Below are 19903 nucleotides of genomic sequence, written 5' to 3' on the forward strand. Positions count from 1 at the left end.
AAAAAAACGTGTTATCCTTCAAAAAGGATAACACGTTTTTTTATTCTACACTCTCAAAATAGAAGTCGTATTGTACTTTATACAATTCATCGTCTGATGGCTCTTCAAGAGGAGTTGCCTGCAAGACTATCATATATTCCCCGTTCGGAATAGGAATATGATATTTATTAGAAAGAATACTTGTTATATATACTTCTTCATTCTTCACTGTGAAAGGAACTGATATCGTTCTAACCACTTCTTCTTTCTCAATATGATTTCCACAAGTAACTTCCACTTCACAAGTATAGTCAGAGATTGCTTCAAAAATAATAGCTCCATCCACCTCAGCATAGCCTCTTTCAAAATCTTCAGGAGTCCAATCTACATAAGGCTGCTGACCATCATAGTTCATTATCATTAATTGCGAATATGAAATTGTTAATTCCATAACTATCCCTCTCCTCCACTATGAAATGTATGCCAATTACTATTTCACTTCAAATTTCACACGCGTACCATCTGGATATTTGTCTAGCTTATTCCCTACCCAAGAACCTGCACCGCGGTTATCTGCTGGACTTATATATTCAATATGAGCTCCTTTTCCGCCTTCCTTACACATCGCCATCGGCCATTCATCACGATCATAACCTTTCTTCGTCGGATATGGCGCTAACGATAATTTCCTTCTATCCGCTGCACCATTACGATCAATTGTACACATTTCCGAATGTCCTTCTTTTATAGCATCCGTTATATGTTTCCCGGTCTCTGGATATCGTTCTTTCGGGAACTCTAGAATTTGATCATACGTAGTTGTCTTTTTAGTACTTGTCTCCTCTGGCACAAGTACTTCATATACCGCTACCAAAAGAGAAAGAATTGCAATAATTGAAATGATAATACCTTTAAATTGCTTCATGTGTACCTCCGTGTTCCTACCAATTTCTTTTCCTCAGTTATTATAACAAACTTCTTCTATGTATGTTTTCAGACATTATTTTAGCTCTTCCTCTCCATTCCGCCAAAAACATTCATTTTTCTTCATCTTTTCACTAATGCTGTAGAAAACTAATAACCTTCCGACATTCTTTTTCAAAGGAAGTCCACATAAAAGGTTGAAATGATATATACGATACTTTTTGGGGAGGAACTATCATGGAAGCTATTTATAAAACGAAAGATGTTACAAATAAAACAGGTATCCCAAAACATATAGTCCGAAAATATAGCCAACTCTTAGAGGAACACGGTTATATCATTTCAAAAACAGCTGATGCTCGTATTTATAAATTGGATGATTTAAAACTATTGAAATCTATACATGAAAGAGCTGCTACATTACAAGAAGACATTTCAGAAACAATACCTATTATTTTAAAAGAAAAAGATGCCCCACCTGTACCTGTTATTCAAGATAAACAAGAAGTGCAACCAAAAGAAGATGGGCGTAACTTTGAGGAGTTCATGCTAAAACTTGAAATGCTTGCTCAATTAAATGAAGCAATTATTCATCAAAACTCTACTCTCATTACACAAAATCGTTTAAAAGACGAGAAATTAGATGAACTAATGCAACAAGTTTATGTAAAAGAAGGCTCACAAGAAAAAATGTTACAAGATCTAGTTGTTCACGCCGCTCAAACAGATGCACTCCAAAAAGAAAAAATGGACTTATTAATGAATCATATGTATAAGCGCGAATCCAAACAAGAAGAAAAAATGAATAAACTTGTCAATCAAATTTACAATAAAGATAGCAACCGTGATACACAACTTATGCAAGTTATTCGCGAAATTCAAGAAACAAAAAGATTAGTCGCCGCCTCAAAAGAGCAAAGCTTCTTTCAATCATTTAAAAGTTTATTCGTTCGAACAAAACAAGAAAAAATAAATGAATGAAATTTTGTATCTTTTTCTAATGCACGATAAAATAAAAAGTTACCTTCTATCGGTAACTTTTATTCCTTATATCGTACAGCTGGCAATATAATAATAGCTTCAGTTCCTTTTCCGCTTTCACTTTTATATTCCAATGTGCCATTATGCGCTTGTAAAATACTAAATGTTACCATAAGGCCTAATCCTGTTCCTTTTTCTTTTAAAGAATAATACGGTTGTCCAAGCCTTACTAACTGTTCTTTTGTCATTCCAACACCACTATCTTTAACTCTTATTATTATCAATTCATCTTTTTGAATAGCTGTTACTTTTAAATACCCTTTGTTTCCTTGAATTGCTTCAATACCGTTTTTAACAACATTCATAATAGCTTGCTTCAATTTCGTCTTATCGCCGATAGTATAAAGGCTCTCAGAAATCTCAACTTGCAAATAAACGCCCTGCATCGCTGCAAATGATGACATAAGAGTTGTCATTTCAATTAATTGTGCTGATAAACAAATATGTTCTTTTTTTTCAATTTGAGGCCTTGCTAAATTTAAATAATCTGAAATAATCTGTTCAGCACGATCCAGTTCAGCTAATACGAGACGCATATAATCTTTGTTTTTTACGTCTTCCGTACTCTCTAGCAATTGAATAAACCCTCGTACAACAGTGAGAGGGTTTCGAACTTCATGTGCAACACTTGCAGCTAACTCACTTACAATATTAAGTTTTTCTGATTTTTGCATTTCTGTACGCAATAATGCATTTTCGTTTAAATACTCAGTCAAATACACTTGAAATACCATTGTCATAACCATAATAAGTGATGCAAATATATACCCACTATATAGATTAGATATGTACGGTGTAAAACCTGTTTCTAAAAGGACATTCAACATCCCGACTACTAATGAAACAAGAACATAAAATGATGCAATCATAAAAGCTAATATTAGCTTCTTATCTCTTGAAAAAAGAGACCATTTCTTTGACAAAAATAATGGAATTATCGAAAGAAATATAACTTCTACCATAGGCAACCAACTAAGCCCCTTAAAAACCCATTCATATGCAACATAAATAATGGCAGGGATGAGCCCAACAATCCCACCATATAAAAAACCACTAACAATTGGGACTGGATGAAAATTGTATCCGCAAACGGTACCAAAACAAATAGAGTATGTCATGGAGAGAACGAGTGTAACGCTAGATAAAAACATAATAAAGTAGCGATTAGGCTTCGGAAGCATTCCTTGATAACGATTTAAACGAATCGCTTCATATAAAAATAGTGGTAAAATAATGATGGCAATTTGGATCATTAAATCACGAATCAGCTCCATAGCCTCTCATCCCCTATATGTATTTTGATATGATTATATCATTTTATAAGTCTATTTGTTTCAAAATTTTGATTTTTCTTAACATCTTTGTTAATTATTTGTTAACAACTAATAATAAATGTTACAAATTTCCGAAATGATTGTAAACCCTGTACCAAATTTCCTTCGTGCAGTATACAATGAATACGGATTACAAAGAAAATAAAAAACACTTCACTAGACGGACAACTATCGCAAAATACAGCATATAATCCATACTATCTATGTTTACAAATAAGTGATCATTACTTTAGTAGGAGGAAGATAAATATGGCGGGTACTACGCTTGTTTTAAAAGAAGAAAATTTGGTTGTGCTAGAAAACGTTGAAAAATCAGTATACGAAGAATTGCAACATAAAGCAGGGGACGAAGACTGTACATGTGCTGTAAATGAATCCGTTGTCCATCTTGGCAAAGTATCTTCCGTACTTTGGAACGAAGATGAAATAGATTGGGAATACGGTTATTAAAAAGTCGCTTGCAGCGGCTTTTTTTGTGTTTATGCTTAAGTGAAACTTTAATTAACTCACACAGCTTATACTCTTATAGACATTTGAATCCTCACATAATTTCTTACTTCCACTGAATTTTAAGATACGATTCTTATCTTTCACAAATAGCGGGGGAAATTTTATAAACAAAGCGTAATAGTTGAAAATATGATAAAATGAACTTAATTTTCAAACGGAAGAAAGGGAGATACAATGGAACAATTCATTAATCCTAGAGTGAAGGACATCCAAATTTCTGGAATCCGTCAGTTCTCTAATATGATTCAAAACTATGATAATCTTATCTCTTTAACAATTGGGCAACCCGATTTCCCTACACCTTCTCTAGTAAAAGAAGCAGCTAAACGGGCCATTACAGAAAATTATACAAGCTATACACATAACGCTGGTTTACTAGAATTACGCAAGGCAGCTTGTAACTTTGTAAAGGACAACTACAATTTACATTATTCACCTGAAAACGAAACCATTGTTACAATCGGTGCTAGTGAAGCGATCGATGTTGCATTCCGAACTATTTTAGAACCAGGAACGGAAGTAATTTTACCTGCTCCTATTTACCCTGGTTACGAGCCGATTATTCGACTATGTGGTGCAACTCCTATTTTTATAGATGTTCGCGAAACTGGATTTCGTTTAACAGCTGAAGCATTGCAACATGCAATTACAGAACGAACAAGATGCGTCGTTTTACCGTATCCTTCTAATCCAACTGGTGTTACCTTATCAAAAGAAGAATTAGAAGATATTGTATCTGTCTTAAAAGATAAAAATATTTTCGTTCTTTCTGATGAAATTTATAGTGAACTTGTATATGAAGAAAAACACACATCTATCGCTCATTTCCCAGAAATGCGTGATAAGACGATTGTCATTAACGGCTTATCAAAATCACATTCTATGACCGGCTGGCGTATCGGACTTTTATTTGCTCCAGAATATTTAGCAAAACACATATTAAAAGTTCATCAATACAATGTTACATGTGCTACTTCAATCGCTCAGTATGCTGCAATCGAAGCTTTAACAGCTGCTAAAGATGCCCCGAAGATGATGCGCTATCAATACAAAAAACGCCGTGATTACGTATATAATAGACTCATTCAAATGGGTTTAACGGTTGAGAAGCCAACAGGTGCATTTTATTTATTCCCATATGTTGGACATTTAACATCTTCATCATTTGATTTTGCACTTGATCTTGTAAAAGAAGCTGGGCTAGCCGTTGTTCCTGGAACCGCATTTTCCGAATACGGTGAAGGCTACCTTCGCCTTTCCTATGCTTACAGTATCGAAACTTTAAAAGAAGGCTGTGACCGTTTAGAAGCCTTTCTAAAGAAAAAAGCTAAGAGTTAAACTCTTAGCTTTTTGTTGCATAATGATCACAAGTTTGACGCTTCAATAATTTATGCGGAATAATAATGCATTTTGAAGTAGATTCAGAATGCTCCACCTTATCAACTAAAGCTTTTGCCGCTTCATACCCTAATTGATAAATATTCACATCAACTGTCGAAAGTGGTGGACTAGCAATTTCTGATAATAAAGCATTGTTAAAGCTTACAATCGAAACATCTTTCGGTACAACAAATCCTTTTTTAGAAAGCGCACTTAACACGCCAAGTCCAATTAAATCATCCGTTGCCATAATTGCCGTCGGTGGTTGCTTTAGTCCCATTAATTCCTCAACAGCCTGTTGACCACTCTCTCTTGAAAAATCAAAGTGTAAAATATACTCTTTCGGCAATAGAATATCTGCTAGTTTCAAAGCATCACTCATCCCCGCCAAACGATCTCTCGTTACAAGTAAATCTGATCCACCGCCGATGAATGCGATTTGTTTATGGCCTAATGAAATCAAATATTCCGCTACTTCTCTTGCAGCTGTATAATTGTCATTATCTACATATGTAATTTCATCTTTTCGATCATATGGTTTTCCAATTAAAACAAACGGGAAGTTTTGGTCATGCAAGTATTGAATAATCCGATCGTTCTCTCTTGAATATAAAAGAATAATACCACCGATTTGACGCCCTTGTACCATTTTTACAACACCATTAAAAATTTCATCTTCCGTTTCACCAGTCGACATATAAAGCGCATACCCTTCCACATGTGCAAATGAACTAATTCCTCTTATAACTTCTGGGAAAAATGGATTTTGAAAAGCTTTACTTGCAGAACTCGGCATAACAAGACCAAGTGTCTTCGTCGTTTGGTTCGCAAGGTTTCTTGCATTTAAATTTGGATGATATCCTAATTCACTCATTACTTTTCGAACACGGCGCTTTGTCTTTTCACTTATACTTGGATTATCAGCAATTACACGAGAAACAGTTGATGGTGCTACGTTCGCCTTCTTCGCCACATCTTTAATTGTAACTGTCATAAAAATCCCCTCCTTTCACTTCTCTGCCATTTTCATATATTTTATCTTGCACCCGTTGCAAGTCATAGGAGAAGTCATAAACTGTCATTTATTTATTCTATCTTGCAAAACTTATCATATTCTCCCTCTCCATGTATTGTAAGGGATATAGCTCTTTTTTCCTATACTATAATATACTATTTATTTCACTTCTTTTCATATGCGATGTCAAATCTCTTTTCATCTCTCTATAATTTTTTTATAGAGAGATGAAAAGAAAAATGGGACATAATGTCCCATTTCTCATCCTTTCGTACCTCCAGCTGTTAAACCAGAAATAAAGTATTTTTGTAGTGATAAGAATAAAATCGAAATCGGGATTGCAATTAATACGGAACCAGCCGCAAACGTCGTAAATTCATTACCAAATTTCTTCGCTACCATTTCATAGAGTCCAACTGCTAAAGTGTAATTTTCCGGCGTGCGTAAAATAATACTTGCTAAAATGAAATCTGTAAATGGACCGATGAAAGTGAATAATGCTACAACCGCTACGATTGGCTTTGCAAGCGGCATAATGATTTGCCAAAAAATACGGAAGTGTCCTGCTCCATCCATGCGGGCTGACTCATCCAACTCTTTCGGAATCGTATCAAAATACCCTTTCATAAGCCAAGTATTCATTGGAATTGCTCCACCTACATAAATTAAAATTAATGCAAGATGTGTATCAATTAATCCTGTTAACTGCGCTAATACATATAGTGCGATTAACGCTGCAAAGTTCGGAATCATTTGTAGAATTAAAAATGTTAATAAACCATTTTTTCTTCCGACAAAACGATATCTCGAAAATGCATAAGCAGTAAAGCTAATTGCTAACACCGAAAAAATCATCGTCATAACACTAACTTTTAACGTATTTTTATACCAAAGTAAGTACTTACTTGAATCAAGATCAAGTAGCTTACGATAATGATCTAACGTAGCATTTTTTGGAATAATGCTAGAACCAGACAAACTATCTCCTGGATTAAACGATGAACCAATAATCCATAGTAATGGATAGAAAATAATCGCACACATTATGAAGATAACTAAATAACTTAATGAAAGACGTAACATCTTTTGTCGTTTAATATTCATTTACATCATATCCTCTTCTTGGAATGATTTTGTTCTCTTAAATTGCCATAACGCAACTGTAATAACGATTAACGATAAAATCATTGTAAGAGCTGCTGCTTTTCCGTACTGCGCTGAAGTCATCGTTAACTTATAAATCCATGAAATTAAAATATCCGTTCCACCTGCATCTTGCCCCGCTACAGCAGGACCTCCGCCATTAAATAGATAAATGATACTAAAGTTATTAAAGTTAAACGTATATTGTGTAATTAAAATTGGTGCTGTTGCGTATAAAACAAGTGGCAATGTAATTTTACGGAACTGTTGCCAAGCAGTTGCTCCATCTACTGTAGCAGCTTCATATAATTCTCCTGGAATCGATTGCAATATACCTGTTGTCATTGCAAAGACAAATGGGAAACCGAGCCACGTTTGGATCATAATTAAAGCAATCTTCGCCCAAAACGGATCTGTCATCCAAGCAATCTTTTCAATCCCGAATAAAGCTAATACTTGATTATTAATTGCTCCAAATGTTTCATTAAACATACCCGAGAAGACAAGAATAGATACGAATGCTGGAACAGCCCACGGTAAAATGAAAATTGTTCGAATAATTGCCTTACCTTTAATACCAGGCTGATTTACGATAATCGCTAAGAAAATACCAAGTGCAACTTGTAATGTTGTTGCAACAAATGTCCAAATGACAGTCCAAGAAAATACACTTAAAAATGTCTCTCTCCACATTGGTAATGTGAAAATATCAATAAAGTTTTTAAAGCCCACCCAATCCACTAATTTAGCTGGAGGAGAGTGATATAAGTCATAATTCGTAAATCCAATTAAAATTACAAAAATGATTGGAAATACAACTACAAAGATAAGTAATAGAAATCCTGGTGAAACCATTAAATATGGAAAACCTTGATCTAATAAGTTACGGTATTGCTCTTTTACTGAGTTTAATGGTGTTCCTATATCACGTTTCTTCCCATTTTGGTATGCATCATATAAGTTAAATCCATATATTCCTAGTCCAAACACTATGACGATAAGTGCCAAAATTCCTTCTACTAATAGAAAGACAGAATGGTCACGTGGAACTTCTGTACCGAGCGTTACAATTCCCCATAATCCCATATTTAACAAATCAGCAAATGCTACAATAAATGAACCTGTTAATACTAGAAAAATAAGACCTTTTACAAATTGTTTATTATATATTTGACCCATGCCTGGAATAATAGATAACATGGTCGCCATTTTCCTATGTTTCGAACCGTTCATATCTTTCATTGGTTCCATAGATGTTTGCATGTTCCTTCCCCCTTTTTTCTTCCTACTTGGAAGGGAGAGAATTCGTGCCTCTCATATTAGAGGCACGAACTTCACCTTATTTTTTATTACTGTGGTTTGCCTCAATATTTCCTTTAATTTGTTTCACTGCACTATCAAGCGCAGATTTTGGTGTCTCTTTATCTGTAACAACTAACTGAAGAGCGTCTCCAGCTGGTTTCCATACTTCTTGCATTTCTGGAATATTCGGCATTGGAATTCCATTTTCTGATTGAGTTGCAACCGCTTTTGCAGCTTCGTTATCTTTAATAATCGGATCTTCCATTACTGATTTTACTGGAGGAATTTCTTTTGTCTTCTCAAATCGAATTTTTGCATTTTCTTCATTTGTTACCCACTCAGTGAACTTTGTAGCTAAATCATTTTGTTTAGAGAAGCTTGTTACATGCCATCCTTTTACCCCAACAAATGTTTTCATCGGTTGACCATTTGGTAATTTCGGCATTGGAGCAACACCATAATCAATTCCGTTCTTTTCCATCGCTTGGAACGCCCACGGTCCGTTCATAATAGATGCTGCTTTTCCTTCATTGAATAATCCATCAGCAGCAGGTCCACCAGATTCACCGATAATACCTTTCGGGAATAACTTTTCTTTGTACCATTTTTGAAGATATTCAGCACCTTGTACTGCTCCGCTATTATTTAATCCAACATCACTTGCATTTGGCTTTCCGTCTTTCTCACCAAATACATATCCGCCCATACCTGCCATAAACGCGTTAGCAAAGTAGAAGTTATCTCCTAATGTTAAAAATCCGTACTTGCCATCCTTCGTAAAGTCTTTTGAGAAGTTAAATAGCTCGTCCATCGTTTCTGGAGCTTTTTGCATTAATTTTTTATTGTAAATAAAAATTGGTGTTTCAATTGCTTTTGGTAAACCATATAATTTCCCGTTGTATGTTTGTGCCTTTATTGATAAGTCAGTAAATTTACTCTTCACAGCATCATCTGCTTTTACTTCAGAAAGTAAGCCTTCTGTTACTGCATTTCCGATTTGATCGTGTGGCAATGTTACAACATCTGGTCCCGTCCCCGCTGGTCCATCAAGACGTAACTTTTTCACTTGATCTGTCATTTGCATTTCAACAACTTTTACTTTTACTTTATATTTTTCCTCAAAGCTTTTCACTGCTGGTTCTAAACCAACACCTTTTTTATCATCTTCCCAAACGAGAAGATCATAGTCTTTCTTCGCTTTACTTTCCTCTTTTTTTCCTGAATCTTTCGGTCCACATGCAGATAACATGCCAATTGACAATGCTGAAATCGTTAATAGTGATAATGCTTTCTTCATCCCAAAAACCTCCCTAAATTGTCTATGTACCTCTTTAATTGAAAACGTTTGCATTTGATTGTTTAATAGAAGCGCAAACAATATCTAAATCTATGAAAACGTTTGCGCTATTTGTCTATCATTATACATCCTTTTATTCATTTTGCAAATATTAATTTTCAAAATAATCTTATCACACTCTTTATTCATTGACTTTACATAAAATGAATACTACTCTTATAAGCAATATTAAAGTTATGTGGAAGGCAATCGTTTGCAACATAATCTTTATTATTTCATTTACGGGAACTATATGTATAGAGATATTAAAGGGGGATTTTCTATATGCTTAAAGAAGCGATCTATCATAGGCCAAAAGATAATTATGCATACGCTTACGACGAAAAAACAATTCACATCCGAATACACACAAAAAGAGATGATGTTCACAGCGCCGCTCTCATCTACGGGGATCCGTACGAATGGCAGGACGGGAAATGGATTACAGCAAGTACACCAATGAAAAAAACCGGATCTACTGAGTTATTTGATTATTGGTCGGTTTCAATCAAACCAAAATTTAAACGCTTACGTTATGGATTCGAATTAAAAAACGACGTAGAAACTCTTATTTATACAGAAAGAGGATTTTTTTCTAATATTCCAAATGACGATGTCGGTAACTTTTTCTGCTTTCCATTCATTCATGCAAAAGACGTTTTCAGAGCACCATCCTGGATTAAAGACACAGTATGGTATCAAATTTTCCCGGAACGATTCGCTAACGGGGATAGCACATTAAATCCTGCAAACACCCTTCCTTGGGGAAGTACCGAACCAACTCCAACTAATTTTTTCGGCGGAGATTTTGCTGGTATTATTCAAAACCTTGATTACCTTGTGAAGCTTGGAATTTCCGGAATATATTTCACTCCTATTTTCAAAGCTCATTCGAATCATAAATATGACACAATTGATTACATGGAAATCGATCCACAATTTGGGACGAAAGAAACTTTCAAAGAACTCATTGAAGCGTGTCATAAACGTGGTATAAAAGTAATGCTCGATGCTGTTTTTAATCATAGCGGGTACTTCTTTGATAAATTTCAAGACGTGCTGGAACAAGGTGAAAATTCCGCCTATAAAGATTGGTTCCATATTCATGAATTTCCAATTATAACCGAACCACTTCCTAATTATGATACTTTCGCATTTACACCGTATATGCCTAAATTAAATACAGCACACCCAGATGTAAAAGAATATTTACTTGAAGTAGGGCGTTATTGGGTAAGAGAATTCAATATAGACGGTTGGCGCCTTGATGTAGCAAATGAAGTTGATCACAGTTTTTGGAGAGAATTCCGAAGTGAAATAAAAGCATTAAATCCTGAAGTATATATTTTAGGTGAAATTTGGCACGATGCACTCCCATGGCTACAAGGTGACCAATTTGATGCTGTAATGAGCTATCCTGTTACAAACGCTCTACTTTCTTACTTTGCTAACGAATCCATTCATGCAAGTGAATTTATGAAACAAATTACTGATTCTCTACATTCCTACTCTATGAATGTAAATGAAGCGGCATTTCATTTATTAGACAGTCATGACACACCTAGAATTTTAGCAACATGTAACGGGGATAAAAATAAGTTAAAGTTACTCTATGTATTTCACCTTTCTTTCATCGGTTCTCCTTGTATTTATTACGGCGATGAAATCGGTATGGATGGTGGAATGGACCCTGACTGCCGCAAATGTATGATATGGGATGAAAAAGAACAAGATACTCTTTTATTTACACATATACAAACATTAATTTCATTACGGAAACAACATAAAGCATTTGGAGGAAATGGTACTTTTCAATTCATTGAGGCAAATGATGAACATAATTATATTTCTTATACAAAAACATATGAAGATGAAACTATCTTTTTCGTTTTAAATCCTACTAACAGTGAAGTTACAACTTCACTCCCTCTTCATATTACCAGGAAGAAAATAATTAACATTTATACAAACGAAGAATTTTCAGCGGAAGCAAGTGTATTACAAGTTACACTTCCACCGTATGGATTCTCTATTTTAAAATGGTAATAGTAAAAGCCTTATGCCAGGGTGGCATAAGGCTTTTCTTATTTCAATTTAAATACCATTGCTTCATATGGTCGTAATGTAATGTTTTCTATCAATACATTTTCTACATCATAATTGTGTATTAATAACTCTGCTTCACTATAAATAATGTCCTCAGGCAATTCAAATACACATTCATCTGCAGTAAAGTTTGCAATCACCAGAAGCTTTTCTTCTCCATATGTTCTTACATAAGCAAAAATAGAAGGGTTATTTTCTAATATTAAATCATATGTTCCATACACAACTATTTCATTGTTTTTACGTAATTCAATCAATTTTTTATAGTAATAAAAAATCGATTCTTCATCTTGGATTGCCTGTTTCACATTAATCTCTTTGTAGTTAGGATTTACCGCAATCCAAGGCTCACCCGTTGTGAATCCAGCATGTTCTCTATCATCCCACTGCATCGGAGTTCTAGCATTATCTCGGCCCTTTATATATATAGACTGCATCACTTTATCTATATCTTCGCCGCGCTCTATAACTTTCTCTTTATACATATTTAGTGTTTCAATATCTCGGTATTCATCAATTGATTCAAATCGAACATTTGTCATTCCGATTTCTTCTCCTTGATAAATATATGGTGTCCCTTTCATCATATGAAGTACTGTCGCTAACATTTTCGCTGATTCAGTATGATAAGCTCCATCATTACCAAAACGAGATACAACGCGAGGCTGGTCATGGTTATTCCAATAAAGGCTATTCCATCCTGTTTGTTCTAATGCTTTTTGCCACTTTGTTAAATTTTGTTTCAAAGTAAGAAGTGAGCATGGTTTTACATCCCATTTCCCACCTTCTCCGGAATCTAAATCCATATGTTCAAATTGGAATACCATTTGTAGTTCTTTTCTAGCTTCCCCTGTATACAATTTAGCCTCTTCTGTCGTTACACCAGGCATTTCCCCAACCGTCATAATGTCATACTGAGACAATACGTCTTCATTCATTTCATGCAAATACTTATGAATGTTCGGACCGTTCATAAAATGTTTATGCCCTGAAACATATCCTTCTTCATCCGTTTCAACATATGGTAAGCCATCTTCTTTAGAAATAAAATTAATAACATCCATACGGAACCCATCAATTCCTTTTTCTAACCAAAACTTCATCATGTCATAAACATCTTGTCTTACCTTTTCATTATCCCAGTTTAAATCTGGCTGTTTTTTAGAAAACAGATGTAAATAATATTCATCTGTCATCTCATCATATTGCCATGCAGATCCACTAAATGCTGCTCCCCAGTTATTCGGCTCTTTCCCTTCTTTTCCAGGGCGCCATATATAATAGTCTCTATATTTATTATCTTTCGATTTACATGATTCAATAAACCAATTATGTTCATCTGAAGTATGATTAACAACTAAGTCCATCATAAGTTTCATATTACGTTTATGCATTTCATGTAATAGTTCATCCCAATCTTCCATTGTTCCGAACTCGTTCATAATTTTACAATAATCACTTATATCGTAACCATTATCATCGTTTGGAGATTCATAGACTGGTGATAACCAAATTACATCAATACCTAATTCTTTTAAGTAGTCTAGCTTCGCAAGAATACCACGAAGGTCACCTATACCATCACCATTACTATCCATAAAACTACGAGGATAAATTTGATATACTACACTTTCTTTCCACCATTGTTTTCCCATTATGCTACCCCATTTCATCTATACTATTGATTCTTTTTTCTTTTTTTAAGGCGCAAACGTTTTCATTACTGAATGATAACAGATTCTATCCAAATTTAAAATAGCGCTTACAATATTTATTTTCTTTTTCTAATAAAACATGTGAAACTTATTATATATTCATAGGAATAATGAAAATGTTTTATTTTTTTATAGTGTTTTTATTTCTTTTTTGAATCTATTCGTTTATAATAAATTCAAAGAAAACGTTTGCATAAACTTTCTAGGGGGAAATATCATGGCAGAACTTAAATTAGAAAATATTTATAAAATATATGATAATAACGTAACAGCCGTAACAGATTTTAACTTACACATTCAAGATAAAGAATTTATCGTATTCGTTGGTCCTTCTGGATGCGGAAAATCTACAACACTACGAATGGTAGCTGGACTTGAAGATATTTCAAAAGGAGAATTTTCAATTGATGGTAAGCTAATGAACGATGTTCCTCCAAAAGATCGAGATATCGCAATGGTCTTCCAAAACTACGCTCTTTATCCACATATGAGTGTGTATGATAATATGGCATTTGGATTAAAACTTCGAAAAATACCGAAAGATGAAATCGACCGTCGAGTGAAACATGCAGCTCAAATTTTAGGACTTGAACAATATTTAGATAGAAAACCGAAAGTTTTATCAGGTGGACAACGTCAACGTGTTGCATTAGGTAGAGCAATTGTTCGAGACGCAAAAGTCTTCTTAATGGATGAACCATTATCAAACTTAGACGCTAAACTACGTGTTGCAATGCGATCAGAAATTTCTAAATTACACCACCGCCTTGGCACAACGACAATTTATGTAACACATGATCAAACTGAGGCAATGACAATGGCTTCACGCCTTGTTGTTATGAAAGACGGCAAAATCCAACAAATTGGAACTCCAAAAGAAGTATATGAAACACCTGAAAATATTTTCGTTGGTGGTTTTATCGGTTCACCCGCAATGAATTTCTTCCGTGGAAAATTAACTGAAACCGATTTCGTTATAGACAGTTCACTAAAGTTTAAAGTATCTGAAGGAAAAATGAAGTTATTACGCGAACAAGGCTATGTAAATAAAGAAATTGTTTTAGGTATTCGTCCAGAAGATATTCATGATGAACTATTATTTTTAGAAGCTTCACAAGCTACTACTTTCACAACGAAAATTGAAGTTGCAGAGTTGTTAGGGGCTGAATCCATTTTATATATGAAACTTGGAAATCAAGATTTTGCAGCACGTGTTGATGCAAGACATACTTTTTCACCTGGTGACCAAATTAAACTTGCTTTTGATATGAATAAAGCACATTTCTTTGATAGCCAAACCGAACAACGTATTCGTTAAAAAATAAAGTTCTATAATAGAACATACAAAAAAACCGTCCACATATATACTGGGGGCGGTTTTCCATTATTATACTAGGGCTTCTATTGTATGAAATGATTGTCCTCTCGTGCTAATAATACCAAAAACAGGTAAATCACTAAGCACCACTTCTTCTTGCTGTTTCATAAAAGATGACGTTAATTGTTTTATCTCTATCCAAACGTCATTAATACAAAGTACATTGGAATCGTTCTCTTGTTGGCGAGAAAAAATAGAATCTATTTTATATAGACCAGCATTTTGAAAAAGCATATCAATACGACTGTATGCCTCCATAGCAAAACTAATAACACGTTGCCAATCTCCTTGTTTCCCCATATCGTAGGATACAAAAAGTGCTTCTCCGCCTAAATCCGTAATTTCCTCGGCTGTTGCTTGTCCACTTTTTTGATCAATGTCCGTCACAATTACTTTTGCGCCTTGCTTAGCCAACAAAAGAGCTGTACTACGTCCAATACCGATGCCACCACCAGTTACAATGGCAACTTTTCCTGCAAGCTTCATTTTCATTACCCCTTCTATATGTCTTACCGTCATTCAGTATACTCCTTTATTAGATTAGTCCGCAAGCAGGAAAAGTTTACTCCACAACTTGTAAGCGATTACTTTTCTGTTTCTTTTTTTTTCTTACTATTATATTGATCGAAGGTTAAACCAATAAAAATAAGAATTCCCCAAAATATTAAGCTACCTCCAGTCATTCCAAATCCCCCTTTGTTATATAACGATATTATTTATATCCATTATATCATTCTCTTAATTTTCAATCTATTCAAAACGAAAATAGGATGTTTGAATTAGCTACAGCTTCTTTAAACATCCTTCCGTAATATGGAAGGTACTATATAGGAGATATCCACCCTATATCAATTCCATTTATCTAATTTTATGAAAAAATAAGAGAATGATGAAATTTTTCACGAAATTAAAAATAAGACTTTTTATATACAAACGATAAAAAGTCTTATTTCATTAGTAGCACGTATAATCTAAATATTAATTATACAAGACTCATCACTTTCGTCTTTGCAATTAAATCATGGAAGCCACAATTATCTTTGCGGAATAACATCATATATACATTGCATATTAATGGAACTCCAAGTAATAATATGCTTGGTAATAATAATACCAAAAATCGTATTATTAATGTTTGTAACGTTAGTTTTTCACTTGTTAACGAGATTATTTTTGTTCTTGTTACCTTTTTACCAAGTGTAGAACCGTTCCAAAGAAAAGGTAACAGAATAAAATTTATAGCCATTAATACGAAAACAAGTGTAAGGTCATATCTATAGTCACCTAAACTTATATTAAAACGATCAAAAATAGCACTATAGTTTCCTGTAATAATAGCTACTACTGCACCGTACGTAACCGAGATTAAAAACATGTCAATAAGGGAAGCACCTATGCGATTCATTACAAGCGCTGGACGATGCATCTTTAACTTCATTTTGTGTCGACTCCTTCATATCCTTCTTTACCCGTTTCATCGTACCACTTCTAAAAAACATTGTAAACTGGCGTTTCGCTTACTTTTCTTGTACAATGTGTTACAACAGCATTATAAAGGAGGTTCCCATATTGAAAAGATGGATAATCCTATTTGCCGCACTCTTATTAACAGGTTGTACAGGCAATACAAACCATTTAACTTATACAATTAACGATGAATATGAACTCATCCATACTTCTGGAGATGCATTTGAACTTTTCCCCTCTCAGGATGCTGTATATGCTACACAATACATCCCTGCAAAGATTACAGAAATTGCTTGGGACGATAAATACATTATCACAAAACAAATTGAGGAAAAATCAGATCCAAATAATCCTGACGCAGCAATTACAAATAAAAAAAGTGAACATTATTGGATTATCGATGTAAAGCATAATAAACGATTCGGTCCTTATAATGAAAAACAATTTAACGAGCAAAAAGATGCTTTTAAAATTACAGTACCTTTTCAAAGTGTAGATTCATATGTGAAAGAACTAAAAAAACAGTCAGCATAACTTTTTATGCTGACTGTTTTCGTTTAAATACACACCTTACTTAGAAAATGAGATATTGAAAGTTTGTGGCTCTTTAACAGCTTCATGAGTATCTCCCACTGCTAAATCATCTGTCGTAAACTTAATATCCTTTACCTTCTCTTTTCCATCATCGAGTATTAAACCGATAATTCCTTCTCGTGTCTCACCAGGTTTATAATCTTCCCTTGATACACTCTTTGTGCCTACAAGTGTGTCTTCTTCATATAAAAAGTTTTGAGTCGCTACATTAAAATGCTGTTTGTCATTAATAATAACATCATTCATAGAGAAGAATTGCATGTTCTTATTTCCACTATTCTCTACCTTATATGTAATTTCAACATACCGAATTGTATCGCTAATCTCTGTTCCACTTAACGATGCATATAATTCAGCGTCTTCTTGACTCACTTTATCTCCCAATCTACGCTTTACTTCTTCAGGAGTTAATGCAGTATACACTTTCAATGTATTTTTTGCATCTTTGCTCATTTGTGATAATGAGATAACTTTAACATCTTGTACGTGAATTTTCATTGGGGCTACTTCAAATGTCTGATTCACAGAATGCATCTGTTCTAATTCAAATGTCCCCCACCCTTTTTCTTTCACTTTTTGTCCTACTTTTTTAAGCTCACGCCCACCATACTCTTTTGTTTCTGGAATAGATTCTTTCTTTTTAGGTTCTGCCTTCTTTTCTTCTTGATGGAAGCAACCACTTAACATAAGAAGAAAACTACATAAAACAAAAATACTTTTCCATGCTTTCATGATTTAATTTCTCCTAACACTATCATTCATTAAAATATATTAGTCCCTTGATTTGTAAACTATAGAAACAATAAGAAGTCCACAAAACGAACTTGTCAGTCCAGATACTATTATACCTCCTATTTGGAAAATATGAAAATAGGGGTCTAATAACGCGTGCACGATAAATATAATGGCCGCCACAACGATAGATGAAGCCCAATATTTCTTTTTTTCCGAAGTTAAACTAGTATCTTGATCAGTTTCCCTTCTATATTTCCATAGCACATATATTAGTAATAGTAGACCAAAACACGTACTCCCATGCTGTAAAAATTTATAAATTGGAATACTATATACTTCTTGCTGTAACAGCGGTATTTTCATAACAAAATAGCCTGTCTTATGAGTAAAAGCATCCCAAACGACATGCGTCACCATACCGAATAAAGCAGAATAGCAAAATACAAAAAAGTCCTTCCAAGTATATAGCCCCCACTTCGCATCTACTACATATTTATAGTAACTAGCAAAAGGCTTAGGTAAATGTGTTATAAACGGTCCTTTTAAAATACGATGATATGCATATGCTAATAAAAAAACGAGTGGTAAATTCAAATAGAAGAAACCAGCCCATGTATGGCCAATAATACCGTATGGCCTAAAATATAAAAAATATTCAAAATCAGGTGCCATACTACCTAATATAAGAGCCGTCACCGAAATATAACTAGAATGTTTCTTAGCAAAAGGGAGAACAGCTGCTGGATGTGCAAATGTAAACGGCATATTAATACTCCTCTTCATATTTCTAATAGAATATCATCTATCATAACGAGAGAATTAATCTTGATGCAATGTTTATTTTCACATTGGAATATGATAGTTTACGTGTTATAATCCACATAAAATATTCAGAAAATAGGAGGAGTTCACGTGTCGTTAACACTTGTATTTTTTCTTGTTCTGTCTACCTTTTTTTAAGTACATACATTCGCTTCTTTCTATGGAAGCACTTGAAAATTATAAAATATATGCCTGCTCTCTTTGGCTTTATGAGCGTTCTTTTCATTTTCATATGGAAGAGAATGACTTTCGGCTGGGAAGGGCTCGGTTTTGGCGCACTTCAATATACAATATTACTAGCAAGTTGTATTACACTTGTATTTGCTGCTTTTTTAGAATCAAAATCCGTTATGAATTGAGGTTTATATATTGATTGACGTACCCTTTTTAAAAAGTGTCACATTAAAAAAAGAAAATATCCCTAGCTTTTCCGCATATCCATACTGCTTACCGGCTATACGAACATTACAATCACTCCTTTTCCATCCGAATGTAACATTCATTATTGGAGAAAACGGAACGGGGAAATCAACATTACTCGAAGCGATTGCAGTTGCTTTAGGTTTTAATGCAGAAGGTGGAACGAAGAATTTCCGTTTTAGCACAAACGATTCACATTCATCTTTACATGAATATCTTCGAATTTCAAAAAGTTTCAATACACCAAACGACGGTTTCTTTCTTCGCGCTGAATCATTTTATAACGTTGCTTCTTATATCGATGAAATAGATGCTATAAAATCTTATGGCGGCGTTTCACTTCACGAACAATCACACGGCGAATCCTTCTTCTCATTATTTATGAATCGTTTTTCAGGACAAGGTTTATACATTTTAGATGAGCCTGAGGCAGCTTTATCCCCAATGAGACAACTTTCAATGCTCATTCGCATGCACGAACTAGCTGAACAAGGTTCACAATTTGTTATCGCAACGCATTCTCCCATTTTAATGGCTTATCCTGAATCTACTATATACTCTTTAACTCAAGAAGGGATTCACGAATCGACATTAGAAGAAACGGAGCATTACCAAACGACGAAACTTTTCTTTGAAAATCGCGATCGATTATTTCATCACTTATTTGAGTCATAAAAAAAGAGGCAACAATAGCTGCCTCTT

20 protein-coding genes and 1 pseudogene are annotated in these 19903 nt (G+C 34.3%); 8 read left to right on the top strand and 13 right to left on the bottom strand.

Features of this window, described 5'->3' with window-relative positions; translation table 11 throughout:
- Positions 1–40 precede the first annotated feature (40 nt).
- Together comJ and nucA are read right to left on the bottom strand one after the other, a co-directional pair.
- Positions 41–430, bottom strand: a complete 390-nt coding sequence (comJ, locus tag JFT95_RS17625) for a competence protein ComJ (protein ID WP_002088359.1) — start codon at positions 428–430, stop codon at positions 41–43.
- A gap of 39 nt (positions 431–469) precedes the next feature.
- Positions 470–904 carry a DNA-entry nuclease gene (gene nucA / locus JFT95_RS17630; RefSeq protein WP_002014817.1) on the bottom strand — a complete coding sequence of 145 codons (435 nt, stop codon included), beginning with the start codon at positions 902–904 and terminating at the stop codon, positions 470–472.
- A 236-nt stretch (positions 905–1140) separates the two neighbouring features.
- On the opposite strand from nucA, the gene JFT95_RS17635 reads away from it, so the two are divergent.
- Positions 1141–1884 carry a DUF3967 domain-containing protein gene (locus tag JFT95_RS17635; protein WP_002033817.1) on the top strand — a complete coding sequence of 248 codons (744 nt, stop codon included), beginning with the start codon at positions 1141–1143 and terminating at the stop codon, positions 1882–1884.
- A 59-nt stretch (positions 1885–1943) separates the two neighbouring features.
- Here the strand turns inward: JFT95_RS17635 and JFT95_RS17640 are convergent, their stop codons facing one another.
- Positions 1944–3218, bottom strand: coding sequence for a sensor histidine kinase (locus JFT95_RS17640; RefSeq protein ID WP_044442820.1), 1275 nt, complete (start codon positions 3216–3218; stop codon positions 1944–1946).
- A 309-nt stretch (positions 3219–3527) separates the two neighbouring features.
- Here JFT95_RS17640 and JFT95_RS17645 point away from each other — a divergent pair, with 309 nt between their 5' ends.
- Both JFT95_RS17645 and JFT95_RS17650 read left to right on the top strand, forming a co-directional pair.
- Complete coding sequence (locus JFT95_RS17645; RefSeq protein WP_000929276.1) at positions 3528–3728, top strand: hypothetical protein; 201 nt, start codon at positions 3528–3530, stop codon at positions 3726–3728.
- 234 nt (positions 3729–3962) lie between these two features.
- Positions 3963–5126, top strand: coding sequence for an aminotransferase A (locus JFT95_RS17650; RefSeq protein WP_002033816.1), 1164 nt, complete (start codon positions 3963–3965; stop codon positions 5124–5126).
- A gap of 4 nt (positions 5127–5130) precedes the next feature.
- Here the strand turns inward: JFT95_RS17650 and malR are convergent, their stop codons facing one another.
- The 4 genes from malR to JFT95_RS17670 all read right to left on the bottom strand — a co-directional run bounded on the left by malR (position 5131) and on the right by JFT95_RS17670 (position 9925).
- A complete protein-coding gene (malR, locus tag JFT95_RS17655; RefSeq protein ID WP_002014809.1) occupies positions 5131–6162 on the bottom strand; it encodes a maltose operon transcriptional repressor MalR in 1032 nt (343 codons plus the stop codon).
- A gap of 282 nt (positions 6163–6444) precedes the next feature.
- Positions 6445–7287, bottom strand: coding sequence for a maltosaccharide ABC transporter permease MalD (gene malD, locus JFT95_RS17660; protein ID WP_002160656.1), 843 nt, complete (start codon positions 7285–7287; stop codon positions 6445–6447).
- Complete coding sequence (gene malC, locus JFT95_RS17665; RefSeq protein WP_002088367.1) at positions 7288–8589, bottom strand: maltosaccharide ABC transporter permease MalC; 1302 nt, start codon at positions 8587–8589, stop codon at positions 7288–7290. It lies immediately after the preceding gene.
- 76 nt (positions 8590–8665) lie between these two features.
- Entirely contained in the window at positions 8666–9925 is a 1260-nt protein-coding gene (locus JFT95_RS17670; protein WP_201052896.1) for an extracellular solute-binding protein, read from the bottom strand.
- Between the two features lie 324 nt (positions 9926–10249).
- Between JFT95_RS17670 and JFT95_RS17675 the strand changes: the two genes are divergently transcribed.
- Positions 10250–12010, top strand: coding sequence for an alpha-glycosidase (locus JFT95_RS17675; RefSeq protein WP_078175407.1), 1761 nt, complete (start codon positions 10250–10252; stop codon positions 12008–12010).
- Positions 12011–12048: 38 nt separating this feature from the next.
- On the opposite strand, the gene malL is transcribed toward JFT95_RS17675, so the two are convergent.
- Positions 12049–13725: an oligo-1,6-glucosidase gene (gene malL / locus JFT95_RS17680; RefSeq protein WP_088034418.1), complete on the bottom strand. Its 1677-nt coding sequence runs from the start codon at positions 13723–13725 to the stop codon at positions 12049–12051.
- Positions 13726–14002: 277 nt separating this feature from the next.
- Between malL and JFT95_RS17685 the strand changes: the two genes are divergently transcribed.
- Positions 14003–15103 carry an ABC transporter ATP-binding protein gene (locus tag JFT95_RS17685; protein ID WP_201052898.1) on the top strand — a complete coding sequence of 367 codons (1101 nt, stop codon included), beginning with the start codon at positions 14003–14005 and terminating at the stop codon, positions 15101–15103.
- 69 nt (positions 15104–15172) lie between these two features.
- On the opposite strand, the gene JFT95_RS17690 is transcribed toward JFT95_RS17685, so the two are convergent.
- The 3 genes from JFT95_RS17690 to JFT95_RS17700 form a co-directional block, all read right to left on the bottom strand.
- Complete coding sequence (locus tag JFT95_RS17690) at positions 15173–15682, bottom strand: SDR family NAD(P)-dependent oxidoreductase (protein ID WP_201052900.1); 510 nt, start codon at positions 15680–15682, stop codon at positions 15173–15175.
- 65 nt (positions 15683–15747) lie between these two features.
- On the bottom strand, positions 15748–15846 hold the full coding sequence (locus JFT95_RS17695) for a hypothetical protein (RefSeq protein WP_002142992.1): 99 nt from the start codon (positions 15844–15846) through the stop codon (positions 15748–15750).
- Between the two features lie 299 nt (positions 15847–16145).
- The gene (locus tag JFT95_RS17700; protein ID WP_002033806.1) at positions 16146–16601 is read right to left on the bottom strand and encodes an RDD family protein; all 456 of its coding nucleotides are present in this window, start codon (positions 16599–16601) and stop codon (positions 16146–16148) included.
- A gap of 131 nt (positions 16602–16732) precedes the next feature.
- Between JFT95_RS17700 and JFT95_RS17705 the strand changes: the two genes are divergently transcribed.
- The gene (locus tag JFT95_RS17705) at positions 16733–17164 is read left to right on the top strand and encodes a DUF3997 domain-containing protein (RefSeq protein WP_002033805.1); all 432 of its coding nucleotides are present in this window, start codon (positions 16733–16735) and stop codon (positions 17162–17164) included.
- A 36-nt stretch (positions 17165–17200) separates the two neighbouring features.
- Here the strand turns inward: JFT95_RS17705 and JFT95_RS17710 are convergent, their stop codons facing one another.
- Both JFT95_RS17710 and JFT95_RS17715 read right to left on the bottom strand, forming a co-directional pair.
- Positions 17201–17959, bottom strand: a complete 759-nt coding sequence (locus tag JFT95_RS17710; RefSeq protein WP_033715007.1) for a hypothetical protein — start codon at positions 17957–17959, stop codon at positions 17201–17203.
- Positions 17960–17995: 36 nt separating this feature from the next.
- Complete coding sequence (locus JFT95_RS17715) at positions 17996–18724, bottom strand: DUF4184 family protein (RefSeq protein WP_201052902.1); 729 nt, start codon at positions 18722–18724, stop codon at positions 17996–17998.
- A gap of 147 nt (positions 18725–18871) precedes the next feature.
- On the opposite strand from JFT95_RS17715, the pseudogene JFT95_RS30025 reads away from it, so the two are divergent.
- Both JFT95_RS30025 and JFT95_RS17720 read left to right on the top strand, forming a co-directional pair.
- Positions 18872–19140, top strand: a pseudogene (locus tag JFT95_RS30025) (hypothetical protein).
- A 10-nt stretch (positions 19141–19150) separates the two neighbouring features.
- Positions 19151–19876, top strand: a complete 726-nt coding sequence (locus tag JFT95_RS17720; protein WP_098635985.1) for an AAA family ATPase — start codon at positions 19151–19153, stop codon at positions 19874–19876.
- The last annotated feature ends 27 nt before the right edge of the window (positions 19877–19903 follow it).

Source organism: Bacillus sp. TH17, assembly GCF_016651125.1.
Lineage (GTDB): Bacteria > Bacillota > Bacilli > Bacillales > Bacillaceae_G > Bacillus_A > Bacillus_A mycoides.